General features: G+C 44.2%; 10 protein-coding genes. 7 read left to right on the top strand and 3 right to left on the bottom strand.

The annotated features are described in order from the left end of the window. Positions 1 to 83: 83 nt before the first annotated feature. A complete protein-coding gene (locus OW495_RS00760) occupies positions 84 to 2,408 on the top strand; it encodes an FdhF/YdeP family oxidoreductase (RefSeq protein ID WP_289884403.1) in 2,325 nt (774 codons plus the stop codon). Positions 2,409 to 2,491: 83 nt separating this feature from the next. On the opposite strand, the gene OW495_RS00755 is transcribed toward OW495_RS00760, so the two are convergent. Further along, positions 2,492 to 3,385 (bottom strand): LysR family transcriptional regulator, encoded by an 894-nt coding sequence (locus OW495_RS00755; protein WP_289884401.1) that lies wholly within the window; start codon positions 3,383 to 3,385, stop codon positions 2,492 to 2,494. Between the two features lie 114 nt (positions 3,386 to 3,499). Here OW495_RS00755 and OW495_RS00750 point away from each other — a divergent pair, with 114 nt between their 5' ends. The 3 genes from OW495_RS00750 (at position 3,500) to asnS (ending at position 7,543) form a co-directional block, all read left to right on the top strand. Beyond that, the gene (locus tag OW495_RS00750; RefSeq protein WP_289884400.1) at positions 3,500 to 3,925 is read left to right on the top strand and encodes an ester cyclase; all 426 of its coding nucleotides are present in this window, start codon (positions 3,500 to 3,502) and stop codon (positions 3,923 to 3,925) included. A 311-nt stretch (positions 3,926 to 4,236) separates the two neighbouring features. Continuing rightward, positions 4,237 to 5,862, top strand: coding sequence for a methyl-accepting chemotaxis protein (locus OW495_RS00745; protein WP_289884399.1), 1,626 nt, complete (start codon positions 4,237 to 4,239; stop codon positions 5,860 to 5,862). Positions 5,863 to 6,142: 280 nt separating this feature from the next. Further along, positions 6,143 to 7,543, top strand: a complete 1,401-nt coding sequence (gene asnS / locus OW495_RS00740; RefSeq protein ID WP_012604218.1) for an asparagine--tRNA ligase — start codon at positions 6,143 to 6,145, stop codon at positions 7,541 to 7,543. Between the two features lie 134 nt (positions 7,544 to 7,677). Here asnS and OW495_RS00735 read toward each other — a convergent pair whose 3' ends face one another. Beyond that, on the bottom strand, positions 7,678 to 7,884 hold the full coding sequence (locus OW495_RS00735; RefSeq protein ID WP_004734707.1) for a hypothetical protein: 207 nt from the start codon (positions 7,882 to 7,884) through the stop codon (positions 7,678 to 7,680). A 191-nt stretch (positions 7,885 to 8,075) separates the two neighbouring features. Continuing rightward, positions 8,076 to 9,479 (bottom strand): PLP-dependent aminotransferase family protein, encoded by a 1,404-nt coding sequence (locus OW495_RS00730; RefSeq protein ID WP_102512864.1) that lies wholly within the window; start codon positions 9,477 to 9,479, stop codon positions 8,076 to 8,078. 220 nt (positions 9,480 to 9,699) lie between these two features. On the opposite strand from OW495_RS00730, the gene OW495_RS00725 reads away from it, so the two are divergent. The 3 genes from OW495_RS00725 (at position 9,700) to OW495_RS00715 (ending at position 13,247) form a co-directional block, all read left to right on the top strand. Beyond that, the gene (locus OW495_RS00725) at positions 9,700 to 9,999 is read left to right on the top strand and encodes a hypothetical protein (RefSeq protein WP_017111655.1); all 300 of its coding nucleotides are present in this window, start codon (positions 9,700 to 9,702) and stop codon (positions 9,997 to 9,999) included. Between the two features lie 352 nt (positions 10,000 to 10,351). Further along, positions 10,352 to 11,854 (top strand): HD domain-containing phosphohydrolase, encoded by a 1,503-nt coding sequence (locus OW495_RS00720; protein WP_102512865.1) that lies wholly within the window; start codon positions 10,352 to 10,354, stop codon positions 11,852 to 11,854. Positions 11,855 to 12,056: 202 nt separating this feature from the next. Beyond that, the gene (locus OW495_RS00715; RefSeq protein ID WP_099166743.1) at positions 12,057 to 13,247 is read left to right on the top strand and encodes an amino acid aminotransferase; all 1,191 of its coding nucleotides are present in this window, start codon (positions 12,057 to 12,059) and stop codon (positions 13,245 to 13,247) included. Positions 13,248 to 13,365: the final 118 nt, after the last annotated feature.

Raw genomic sequence — 13,365 nt, 5'->3', positions numbered from 1 at the left:
TTACTCCCGCCTTATTTTTATAACGCGCCTGTTTTTACCGGTTCCCTTGTTTACTGCCGTTCCCACGAGTGAGGAGTGCAGTTGTGAGCCAAAAAGAACAGATAAAAAAATATAAAGGTCCTGCTGGTGGTTGGGGCGCGTTAAGAGCCGTCACTAAGAGTTGGTGGGGCAGCGAAAACGCCATCAAAAACATTCGAACAATGCTTAAAACGAATCAAAACGGTGGTTTTGATTGCCCGGGATGCGCATGGGGTGAATCCCCACAAGGCAGTAAAGTGAACTTCTGTGAGAACGGTGCAAAAGCCGTGAACTGGGAAGCCACAAATCGATTTGTGGATCCAAATTTTTTCGCTGAACACAGCGTAACATCCTTGTCGTCACAAACAGATTACTGGCTGGAATACCAAGGCCGAATAACCCATCCGATGAAGTACGACGCTGCATCCGACCACTATATTCCTATCGCGTGGGACGAAGCATTTTCACTCGTAGCCAAGCATTTGAAGCAACTCGACTCACCACATCAAGCTGAATTTTACACCTCGGGTCGAGCCAGTAATGAAGCGGCGTTCTTATACCAACTCTTCGTCCGTGCGTTTGGAACAAATAATTTCCCAGACTGTTCAAACATGTGCCACGAAGCCAGTGCAATTGGCATGAAAGATACGGTCGGAGTGGGCAAAGGAACCGTGATTTTTGACGATTTTGAAAAAGCAGACGCGATCTTTGTACTCGGGCAAAACCCAGGCACTAACCACCCCCGCATGCTTGAACCATTGCGTGAAGCGGTAAAACGCGGTGCGCAGGTGATCTGTTTCAATCCATTGAAAGAACGTGGACTTGAACGTTTCCAAAATCCTCAAGTTCCGGTTGAAATGTTAAGCAATGGTTCAAAGCCAACCAATACCGCTTATTTAAGACCTGCATTAGGTGGCGATATGGCCGTCTTTCGTGGGATGGCTAAATATTTGCTGCAATGGGAACGTGATGCGCTCGCAACCGAAGGAAAAGCCATATTTGATCGTCAATTCATCAGCGAACACACCACAGGTATTGATGAATACTTAGCAGAAGTTGATGCGACGACATGGGAGCATATCACTGAACAATCGGGGTTAGCTTTAAGCGAAATAGAAATGGTCGCTGACATGTACCGTCGTTCAGAAAAAGTGATCATGTGTTGGGCTATGGGGCTAACACAACATCGTCATTCAGTACAAACCATCAAAGAAGTAGCCAATGTGCAATTGTTGCGCGGCAACGTCGGTAAGCCGGGTGCTGGGTTATCACCTGTTCGGGGACATAGTAATGTCCAAGGCGATCGTACGATGGGTATCGATGAAAAACCCTCAGACCAATTGCTTGATAGCATTGAACGCCGCTTTAACTTCAATGTCCCACGTGATGTAGGCCACAACACCATACAAGCGATTAAAGCGATGGAAGAAAAACGCTCTAAAGTCTTTATTGGTTTAGGTGGTAATTTTGCGCAAGCCACACCCGATACTCCTCGCACGCATCTGGCGATGAAAAATTGTGACCTAACCGTTCATATCTCAACCAAACTCAATCGCTCTCACCTTGTTACCGGTCAAGATGCCCTGATTCTGCCTTGTTTGGGACGCACGGAAATCGATACACAAGCTAATGGGCCACAAGGCATCACCGTCGAAGATACCTTCAGCATGGTTCACATCTCTTACGGACAGCTCGAACCTCGATCAGAGCATTTACGTTCTGAACCAGCCATTGTTGCGGGTATTGCCAATGCGACACTGGGCAGCCATCCAATCGATTGGAATTGGGTCATTCAAGATTATGGGCATATTCGAGATCTCATTGCAGATACGATTCCGGGCTTTACTGATTTCAATCAGAAACTGGAAAATCCTGGTGGATTTCATTTAGTCAATCCGGCCGCAAATCGTCAATGGAACACCCTCAGCGGCAAAGCGCAATTTGGCTCCAATGAACTGCCAAAACAGCTGATTAACGAAGCGGTGTTACAGGGTGATAATAAACCCGATCTGATCTTGCAAACCATGCGTTCCCATGACCAATACAACACCACGTTATATGGCTTGAATGATCGTTACCGCGGTGTCTTTGGTATGCGCGAAGTTTTGTTTATCAATGAAGCTGATATATTGAAACTCGGTTTTAAAACGGGTGACAAGGTCGATATGGTGTCGCTTTGGGAAGATGGTGTAACGAGAAAAGTGAAAGGGTTTACCTTGGTGGCTTATGACGTTCCACAGGGGCAGGCGGCGGCTTACTATCCTGAAACCAACCCTTTGGTTCCTTTAGACAGCTATGGTGAACGAACCTTTACTCCTACCTCGAAATTTATTGCCATCAGATTAGAGAAATCAACCTCTGACGCCATTCCCCTTTCAACCGTCAGCTAACTCTCAATCGGCAACTGAAAATAAAAGTTAAAATCCACCTGTTTTGGCAGGTGGATTTTAATATTGACGCTTGGCTAGTATATTCAACAACAAGAAAAGTATTCGCATAACTCATCAATAAACACCTTCACTTTGCGCGGCGTATTCACTCGCTCTCGGTAAAGTGCGTAGACAGTCCTGTCTTTAAGCGCATACTGCGGCAGGATTTCCACCATTTCCCCAGACTCTAGATCTTCTTGGGCTAATTGCCTTGGCAGCATTGCAATGCCATAACCTGAACGAACGGCGACCTTTACTGCTTGCACGCTGTTTACGGTAAGGCTTGGCTTTAGGTTTACATCAAGGAAAGCCCCGTCAAACTCGAACCGCCACACACCATCATTCTTAAGGTTTGGATCTTCAATTATGCGGTGATTCACTAAATCACTAGGAGTTTCGATCTCTGAGCGATTAGCCAAATATTTGGGTGAAGCACAAACCAAATTCTGATTAACAAAGATGGTGCGCGCGATCATTCCTAAGTCTTTCGAAACCAAATCACCAGACCGAATCGCAATGTCATAGCCGACCGTTGCGAGATCTTGAACGTCATCCGAAAGCATAAGGTTCATATTCAAATCTGGGTATTTATCAGAAAATTCTAAAATGAAAGGCATTAACATGATCTCAGTGAGACCTTTGGGTGCCATTACACTCAAAGCGCCAACCATTTCAGAGCTATCAAATCTCAACGAATCATTTAAATCTTCAATTCGGTCGACCAATCCATGAGCCTCATTAAAATAGCGACGGCCTGCCTCAGTTAAAGACAGTGACTTGGTAGATCGATTCAATAAGCGGGTATTGAGATAAGTTTCCAGTTCCCTAACATGTCGACTGACCAAAGATTTTGATACTCCGATCTTCTTAGCAGCACGCGTAAAACTGCCTTCCTCAACAGTCACAATAAATGACTTAATGGACGTTAGAACGTTCATGGTCTCACCCTGCTGTTTACATATTGTCGACAGACTATCCACTAAATCGGCTCTACTCAAGACAATGGGGTTCAATTAGATTGTTTGTACTCAACAAACATAAGGATAGAAGCCATGACAAGTAAGCAAGTTCAAACTGTAAAAGACTACTTTAAGTACTGTGTAGACGGTAAACAGACTCACCGTGTTGGCGAATACTTTGCTCAAGATACAATGATCCACCGACCCGATTGCAACAAGATAATAAACGGTCTCATTGAGTTCGAAGCAATGTTAAAAGTTCATGTTACTGACCGATATGAATCACTGGAAACAACGTTTCAAAAAATCGTAGAGGACGGCTATCAAGTTGTTGTTGCGCTCACTCATCGTGCAAAAGGTGCTGATGAGTGGAAAGGTTACCAACTGAATGGCGAGAACGTTACTTGGACTAGTCTGACTTACTTCCGATTCAATGATGAAGGCAAAGTCGTTGAGGAGATTGTTGAACGAAATGAGTTAAGCATGGCACTTCAACTGGGCTTAAAGCTAACCAACTAAACAATCACGGGAATGATAGCGACTTCGCTGTTATGCCCGGTTGAATAATACTAAGACGGAGGCATCTATTAGGTGCCTTTTAAGAACTGGCGTTTTCAAAGTCATGTGATTTCCTGATGCCTTTCATACACTTTAAATTGAAAGATAGACTCCCGTTCAAACCCTAAAGAACACGGTCACAAACTCGCTACATCACAGAAACATAACCACAACCGGAGTGTGGTCACACAATTCGTTATACCCCATAGGGAGTAGATGTTCTTCCCGTTAAAGTATGCGCGTCATTATAAATAATAAAAACCGACTACCCTATGCGCTCAACAATCACCGTCAAAATCCTAGTGGCTCTCGCCATCGTATTCACATTCCTGCTCGTCATATCGACGTATTTTCAATACTCACAGCAAAAACAACTGGTTAACTCCGTTTTAAGTGAACAACTTCATGATAAAGCCAGCAACTATTTCGATAGCCTCAATATGATGATGCTCACTGGCACGATGGCACAAAAAGAAACGTTACGTCAGAAAGCATTAGCTCAAGAAGGGATTGAAAACGTACGAGTACTGCGTGCTGATGCGGTCAGTAAGCTCTACGGCCCGGGTAACGAAAATCAGAAACCGGTTGATGATATAGATAAACGGGCACTGGCTGGTGAAACCATTATTGAGCCTTTCTCTGCCGAATGGGGTAAAGGCTTAGTTATCGCCCTACCGATGAAGTCGAGTGAAAACTACCGTGGAACGAATTGTGTCGCTTGCCATATGGCACCTGAAGGTGAAGTCCTTGGCGCAATACGCCTTGAATACAACCTAAACCATGTCAATTCATTGATTAACACTCAAACCATGGCGGCCATTGGCATTATGGCGGTGATTTCCTTCGTTGGTTTTGTACTGACGATAGGGTTAATTCGTAAAATTATTGTTCGCCCTCTCCAGCAGACTTCAAACTTCATGACACAAGTCAGCAAAGATAAAAATCTATCCACTCGACTACCTCAAAAAAGTAACGATGAAATAGGTACTTTAGCGAGTTCTATAAACTCTTTTATGGGGACGGTTTCAGACAGCTTAGTCAAAGTACAAGACACCTCGCATAAGCTCAATGCTTCTGCTAATCAGTTGACCAGTGTTGCCCAAATCACAGAACAAGCCGCCAGCGATCAACAGAACGAAACCGCTGAAGTTCAACACAATGTGGAGGGGATACAAGCGCAACAAGTGAATGTAGAGCAAGCAACGTCAACAGCATCAGAGTTGATTAATCATACCGCAGATGTTGCGTGTAAAAGTGCCAATCAAGCACACGGTGCAAGCAGCGAAATTAAAAACTTGGTGACCAGTATTGAAGAGGTGAAACACAAAATACTCACGCTCAATGAACAAACGGGCGAAGTGTCTTCTATATTGAGTGTTATTCGTGGCATCGCTGAACAAACCAATTTATTGGCGCTCAATGCTGCGATCGAAGCGGCACGAGCAGGAGAGCAAGGTCGAGGTTTTGCTGTCGTTGCCGATGAAGTTCGCAACCTCGCCTCACGAACGGCTGAAGCTACGGGCAACATTGAATCGATTATTCACCAATTCCAACAAGGCAGTGAAGAGTCTCTGACTTCTGCTGACCGTGTTTGTGCGCAAGCTCATCAAAGCTCAACAGATATTGATGCCCTGTCTCACGATATGAACGGGGTGGTCGAAGAGATGAAACAAGTGCTCGCTCATGCTCAAAATATTCAACAGCAAACACAATCCACAACACTCGCGACCAAAGATGTTCAACACAAAGTCGAAACCATTACTTCTCATGCCAATGATACCTCGCAGTCGGCAGGAGAAACACGCGGGATCAGTAACGATTTAGAAGAGCTGTCTGATCATCTCGAGTCGCTGATTAATCAATTCACGCTCGCCAACACTGGAAACCGTAAAAATTAGTATTCAATTGAGACTAAAGAGGCAACTTTTGGTGTGACAAAGTAGAAAATAGAGCAAAAAATCAGCCCTTATTGGCTTTTATCCTCGATAGACAAAATATTTCTTTCGCCGAGCAAGAATAAAGGTTGAAGCTGTCTGTATGACAGGTAATATGTTCAATCGATTTAAAAAGTTTATACAACTCAATGTTTCGGCTAATTATTGTTCAAATAACGGTTTATTTGCTGCAATGCTAGAGACTTTGAGTTGAATTTGTCCCTCAATGGAGAATGAAATCAACATGACTTACGCGCCTGTAACAGACGTACTTGGCGGCAAGCTAGCGGTAGACAGTGAAGTAACTGTTCGCGGCTGGATCCGTTCACGTCGTGATTCCAAAGCTGGAATCTCTTTCCTTGCCATTTATGACGGCTCTTGTTTCGACCCGATTCAGGCCGTGGTTCCTAATAATCTTAATAATTACGAAGACGAAGTATTAAAGCTAACGACTGGCTGCTCTGTTGAAGTAACAGGTAAGATTGTTGAGTCTCCTGCGAAAGGTCAAGACTTCGAACTAGCAGCAACTGACGTTAAAGTTGTAGGTTGGGTTGAAGACGCTGACACTTACCCAATGGCTAAGACACGTCACTCTATCGAATACCTTCGTGAAGTTGCTCACCTACGCCCACGTACTAACGTGATCGGCGCAGTAGCACGTGTACGTAACTGTCTATCTCAAGCGATTCACCGTTTCTACCACGAGCAAGGTTTCTTCTGGACTTCAGCTCCGCTTATCACTGCATCTGATGCAGAAGGCGCTGGTGAAATGTTCCGCGTATCTACGCTAGACATGGAAAACCTACCTCGCACTGACGAAGGCAAAGTTGACTTCAACGAAGATTTCTTCGGTAAAGAAACTTTCCTTACAGTATCTGGCCAACTTAATGCTGAAGCTTACGCTTGTGCACTAAGCAAGGTTTACACTTTCGGTCCTACGTTCCGTGCTGAAAACTCGAACACAAGCCGTCACCTAGCTGAGTTCTGGATGGTTGAGCCTGAAGTTGCGTTTGCAGACCTTGACGATGTAGCGAAACTGGCTGAAGACATGCTTAAGTACGTTTTCGCTGCTGTTCTTGAAGAGCGCCGCGATGACCTTGAGTTCTTCGCTTCTCGCATCGACAAGCAAGCAATCACTCGTCTAGAGCAATTCGTAGACGCTGATTTCGCACAAGTTGACTACACTGACGCAATCCAAATCCTACTAGATTCTGGTAAGAAATTTGAATTCGACGTTGAGTGGGGCATCGACATGTCTTCAGAGCATGAGCGTTACCTAGCTGAAGAGCACTTCAAAGCACCTGTTATCGTTAAGAACTACCCGAAAGACATCAAAGCTTTCTACATGCGCTTAAACGACGACGGCAAAACAGTTGCAGCAATGGACGTACTTGCACCAGGCATCGGTGAAATCATCGGTGGTGCACAACGTGAAGAGCGTCTAGACATTCTAGACGAGCGCATGATTGCTATGGGTATCGACCCTGAACACATGAGCTGGTACCGCGACCTACGTAAATACGGCACAGTGCCACACGCTGGTTTCGGCCTTGGTTTTGAGCGTCTAGTATCTTACGTAACAGGTATGGGCAACGTTCGTGACGTTATCCCGTTCCCACGTACACCACGCTCTGCGAACTTCTAATTCGAACCTTAGTCGAATTTAAAAGTTAAGAACAAATAAAAACCTCCGCATTTGCGGAGGTTTTTTTATATTCGGAATAAAACGAGACGACGGATACTTCTGCTTACCACCAGCTGAGAGTCGTTATTCAAAGGCTAGTCGACATCTTGGTCGATAGCGTATTTTATCGCGAGACCGCAGATTGCCATCATAACGAATGGGATTGCGGCAGTGGTGTATTCTGCCCAAGCCATATCAGCGAATGCTTTTGCCAGTAATACGTGGCCGAGGATTAACAGAAGTGCACACACAATAGCAACGATGATCAGCTTAACTTCGTTACCCATAGTCATTTTCAACATAACGGTATCTCCAATATTTGGTCTATCGTTATTGAACCACAACTATCTGGTCAATTAGGCGTACAGTTACGCCGGAAACAATCCGTACAGTTGCAATCATTGTCTTTTTTATGAGTGACTTAAGGTTTTACGAACAACTTCGACTTTTGCTCTCTCACAGTTAAACGAGATAAGCCGTTAGAGAATCTGTTTTAAGAGTGCATCAGTTGATGCGCGAGCTTGCCAAGTAGGATCAGCGCTTGCTCTTTCTCTGCAGTGAGTTCATAAGAGAAATTCAACCGAATCGCGTTGTCTACTCTGCCCTGCTCACTAAACAAATCGCCAGATGCGACACTAATACCTTGAGCAATCGCGAGTTGATGGAATTGTTGGCTATCGAAGTGAGGAGAGAAACGTATCCACACGAAGTAACCGCCCGCAGGCTCTTCAATCTCGATAGATTGGGGGAAGTATTGCTTGATAGCGCTAATAAACTTTTCTTTTCTAACCAAGAGATTTTTACGCAATTTACGAAGGTGATTATCGTAGCTTTCATGAGTGAGAAAGTGTGCGACCCCAAGCTGAACCGGCGCACTGCTCGATAAGGTAGAAAGAAGCTGAAGCTTTTGAATGGCATCATTAAAACGAGAACTCACCACCCAACCAACACGATAGCCAGGGCATAAGCTCTTAGAGTAAGAGCCGCATAACAACACTGAGTCTGTCTTATCAAAGGCTTTTAGCGGTTTAGGTTTATGCCCTTCGAAATAAAGGTCGCCGTAAACATCATCTTCGATAATATAAGTTTTGTATTGTTCAGCAATCTCTACCACGCGGCGCTTCGCTTCTTCAGACAAACTTGTTCCAGTCGGGTTCTGAAAAGTCGTCATCAACCAACACGCTTTTACCTGTTGGCTTTTAAGTGCTTCTACAAATTGCTCAATGTTCAAACCATCAATCGGGCAAACATCGACCTCAATAGGGATTAGACCTAGCCTCTCTACCGCCTGTAACGCGCCATAGAATGCAGGAGACTCAATCACAACGTAGTCACCTGGCTTGGTTACAGTTTGAAGGCTCAAGTTAAGCGCTTCCATTGCACCAGACGTAATCACGATGTCTTGATGATTTACCGTAATACCTTGCTGCAAATAGCGCTGTGCGATTTGTCTTCTAAGTGACTCACTACCCGGAGGAAGATTATTGATAACACTGGCACCGGTCATTTTTCTACCAGCACTGGCAAGGTTTCGAGTTAAAGTCGGTAAAGGGAACAAATCTGGGTCTGGGAAGGCAGAACCAAAAGGGATCACGCCTTCAGCCGAGCTGGATTTTAAGAAATCAAACAAACGATCATTGATGGCTTTCTTTTCGCGAACTGGTGCTAATTGATGCTCAACCCCATCGACTTTAGGCGCAACAAAATACCCCGATTGAGGCTTAGCGATGATCCACCCTTCACTTTCTAGCAATTGATAAGCTTGTAGAACAGTACTATTACTGACGTTGTAATTGCGACAACTCATGCGTACCGAAGGGATCTTCTCGCCTGAACGCCACGTGTTGTTAGCGATCTGAGTTCGAATATCCTTTGCAAGCTCTTCATAACGCGCCATCTAATTGTACTACCTAGAGAAATTCTAATAAGCCGGAGATTTTATCACTAACGTTAACAACTATTGCTGCTATCCATATGAATGAGCCTAATTTCTATAATAGTGTGAATCAGTTCACAGATAACTTTGTAAGCTTTGCTAAGTTTGTAACCAAGGCGGGAGCCAAGTTCGTTCTACGCCTCTATAATTTGATGTAACCCAAAAAACATGCGAGATAACAATGAAAAAAATAGAAGCAGATCAGTTAAGTTACAAAGGAGAGTCAAACGGTGTTCATAGTTGGACAACACCGAGTGGCCAGCCATATTACTGGCACCCAGACTGGCTACACATTGCTGAAGATGCGACAGGTTCACATCCAAAGCAAAAAATCGATGTAGATCAAGACCAAGCACCAACCGAGAAACACGCGGTATCTGCTATCTTGAAGCACCTGAACCAATGGGCAGCAGACAAGCTTGCGTCTCACCCTGACATTGAAACCAGCTCTATTGAAGCTGAAATCAATCTGAAAAAGTAATTTGATTTAAAGTAAGTAGCGACCTCAATTACTCGCGACTTTGCTCAAATATATCGACTGAATAGCCTCGAACCTCATTGAGGCTATTCATGTATCTTCATAGTAACGCTGCAATAACCTCCATCCAGTTAACAAATCACTCACGCAATCCACTTTCTTGTATCAATCAACGAAAGCTATCGATAGAATTCTCAGTCTTATTCATATTAGCTATACATTTAACTCGTAATTCCAAGCTCGTGAATCAATATAAGATTTACGTAAAACAAAAAGAGTTTCTTAAATCGGGCAAAAACCTGAGAAACCGGTGTGAATTACGTGAACCTAAAAAGAACTGAACCAAGGCTTATCGATGGATACTTCAAACTATAATCAATCGCTAACTACCCAGTTATACGTTGTCGCTGGCGTGCTTTTTGGCACCTACGGCAGTCGGGTATGCCCTATGCTCGAAACCCTAACAACTTTGGAAATTTTCACTCAAGTCAGTATCGTTTTTGTCTTGATTTGGCTAACTCGCCACTTCCTATTAACGAAACACGCATTAGTTGAACAAGGTCGATTCGCACAGCTCGATACTTTGCTATTTTTTGCAGCGAGTGTCCCTTTCGCGCTCTACTACAACCTAAGCTACGACTTCACCATCGATAGCAATTTGAAAGTGCTGTTCGGCATGAGCTTATTTGGTTTCTTCACCGGAACCATTCTCCAATTGAACGCCAAGTTGACTCAAATGGATAAAATGGAAGCGTCTGGAGAGTTTGATTTCCAACTGATTGGCGAGCGAAGTTCTTTAGTTAAACAGATGATTGGTTTGGTCATCGTGCTTCTTATCACCCTGACCACAATGTTAACGATGGTTGCGGTCAAAGACATCTTCTGGCTAGAGAACAACCCAGAGCGACTATTGGATGGGTCTGGCAAGATCAGCGTGATCAAAGAGTTCATTTATTTGGCTGTAGTACTTGGCGGATACGCGATAACCATCATGGCGCTATGGAGCAGGCTCGTTAAGCGTATTCTCCTTAGCCAAGAGTGCGCATTAAATAAAGTGACCCTAGGTGAACCTGGCGTGCGTCTACCTATTTTCGGCTATAACGAGCTTGGATCAATGGCATCAATGACCAACACCATGCTTGATAGCCTCGAAACAGCACAAAACGAAGTCAAAACTACCCGTGATGTTGCGATCGTAAGCTTGTCTGCGTTGGCAGAATCTCGAGACAATGAAACTGGTGCTCACATTCTGAGAACCCAAGAGTACGTTAAGGTGCTCGCACAAGAGCTCAGTAAGTCAGAAACTCACTCAAGCTTGTTAACACCAAACTACATCGAGTTGCTTTACAAATCGGCTCCGCTGCATGATGTAGGTAAAGTCGGTGTTCCTGACAGTGTCCTACTGAAACCGGGTAAATTGACCGATGAAGAGTTTGAGATAATGAAAGGTCACCCGGCTATCGGTGCTGAAGCCTTGTCTATCGCAGAAAAACAGCTAGGAAGTAGCTCTTTCTTAAGAGTCGCAAAGGAAATATCTCTGACTCACCACGAGAAATGGAACGGCAGCGGTTATCCAAATCAGCTGTCTGGTGAAGATATTCCAATCTCGGGTCGTTTAATGGCTTTAGCGGATGTTTATGATGCATTGATTTCAAAACGTGTCTACAAGCCAGCCTTTACTCACGAGCAAGCCAAGCAAATCATTTTGGAAGGCAATGGTTCTCATTTTGATCCTCAAGTCGTGCAAGCTTTCTTAGCCGTTGAACAGCAGTTTGTTAAGATCGCTGCCACCTATAAAGATGGAAAAAATGTAGTGAGTGAACTTGAGCGAGAAAGCTTCATTACACAGCCTGCATAATCCTTTCAAAAAGCACTAACTTCTTACACCCTATAGGTTAATCCGTAGGGTGTTTTGTTATCAAATACCCTCTTTAGTCAATTAATCTGATTGAAATAGATTTTTTTTGTTCTTTCTGTTCACTTCGTATTGTCTTAAAAATTCCATACAGGTATAACTACCCATAGATACTATCCCCTCTCAATTGACATGGATGAAGATTATGTTTGAAAAAGTGTTAGCTGCTCCCGCCGATCCTATCCTCGGCCTTACTGAAGAGTTTAAAAAAGACTCTCGCGCAGAAAAAATCAACCTAGGTGTTGGTATTTACAAAAATGAAGATGGTCAAACGCCGGTTCTTAAAACAGTAAAGAAAGCAGAAGCTGCACTTCTTGAAAACGAAAAAACCAAATCTTACCTAACGATTGAAGGTACAGCTGAATACGGTCTAGCGGTTCAGAAGCTTCTTTTCGGTGCAGATGCAGAGATCGTAACATCTCAACGCGCTAAAACAGCACAAGCTCCTGGTGGTACAGGTGCCCTTCGTGTTGCGGGTGAATTCATCAAGCGTCAACTTGGCGATGTAAAAATCTGGATCAGTAACCCAACTTGGGCTAACCATAACGGCGTTTTCGCTGCTGCGGGTATCGAAACAGCTCAATACAGCTACTACAACGCTGAAACAAAAGACAAAGACTTCGCAGGCATGGTTGCTGACCTAGAGAAAGCTTCTGAAGGCGATATCGTTCTTCTTCACGGCTGCTGTCATAACCCAACAGGTATCGACCCAACAACTGACGAGTGGGAAGTACTGGCTAAGCTAGTTGCTGAGAAGAAACTGCTACCTCTATTCGATTTTGCTTACCAAGGTTTTGCAAAAGGTGTTGAAGAAGACGCAGCTGGCCTACGTATCTTTGCTCAGTACAACAAAGAAATTCTAGTGGCGAGCTCGTTCTCTAAAAACTTCGGTCTGTACAACGAACGTGTAGGTGCATTCACTCTGGTTGCTGAATCAGCAGACGTTGCAACTACAGCATTCTCTCAAGTTAAGAGCATTATCCGCTCTATCTACTCTAACCCACCAGCGCACGGCAGTGCTGTCGTTACTCACATCCTTGGTGATGCTGATCTACGTGCTGAATGGGAAGCAGAAGTAGCTGAAATGCGCGACCGTATCCAAGAGATGCGTGAATTGTTTGTAACGACACTGAAATCTGAAGGTGTAGACGCAGACTTCACATTCATCGAACGCCAAAACGGCATGTTCTCGTTCTCTGGTCTAAGCAAAGAGCAAGTAACTCGCCTGAAAGATGAATTCGCTATCTACATTGTTGGTTCTGGCCGTATCAGTGTTGCTGGTATGACTAAGTCAAACATGGGTCCTCTATGTAAAGGTCTTGCTGCGGTTCTTTAATCGTAAAGCGAAACCTGTATTTGTAGACCTGTAGATATGCAAAAGCCAGCGACTAAGCTGGCTTTTTTGTGTCTGTCTTCTTTATATATAAGCGGTTAAGACTAGTCTCTGCGTTACT

The organism is Vibrio sp. 14N.309.X.WAT.E.F5 (genome assembly GCF_030397615.1).
Classification (GTDB): Bacteria; Pseudomonadota; Gammaproteobacteria; order Enterobacterales; family Vibrionaceae; genus Vibrio; species Vibrio lentus.
The sequence above is the reverse complement of the archived record's forward strand: the minus strand, read 5'-3'. Positions and strand labels throughout refer to the sequence as shown.

What these genes read in the sequence shown, in the direction of transcription:
- OW495_RS00735 (WP_004734707.1), bottom strand. Translation starts at nt 7,884, where the DNA reads ATGTTGAAAATGACTATGGGTAACGAAGTTAAGCTGATCATCGTTGCT.
- OW495_RS00725 (WP_017111655.1), top strand. Translation starts at nt 9,700, where the DNA reads ATGAAAAAAATAGAAGCAGATCAGTTAAGTTACAAAGGAGAGTCAAAC.
- asnS (WP_012604218.1), top strand. Translation starts at nt 6,143, where the DNA reads ATGACTTACGCGCCTGTAACAGACGTACTTGGCGGCAAGCTAGCGGTA.
- OW495_RS00720 (WP_102512865.1), top strand. Translation starts at nt 10,352, where the DNA reads ATGGATACTTCAAACTATAATCAATCGCTAACTACCCAGTTATACGTT.
- OW495_RS00715 (WP_099166743.1), top strand. Translation starts at nt 12,057, where the DNA reads ATGTTTGAAAAAGTGTTAGCTGCTCCCGCCGATCCTATCCTCGGCCTT.
- OW495_RS00750 (WP_289884400.1), top strand. Translation starts at nt 3,500, where the DNA reads ATGACAAGTAAGCAAGTTCAAACTGTAAAAGACTACTTTAAGTACTGT.
- OW495_RS00745 (WP_289884399.1), top strand. Translation starts at nt 4,237, where the DNA reads ATGCGCTCAACAATCACCGTCAAAATCCTAGTGGCTCTCGCCATCGTA.
- OW495_RS00730 (WP_102512864.1), bottom strand. Translation starts at nt 9,479, where the DNA reads ATGGCGCGTTATGAAGAGCTTGCAAAGGATATTCGAACTCAGATCGCT.
- OW495_RS00755 (WP_289884401.1), bottom strand. Translation starts at nt 3,385, where the DNA reads ATGAACGTTCTAACGTCCATTAAGTCATTTATTGTGACTGTTGAGGAA.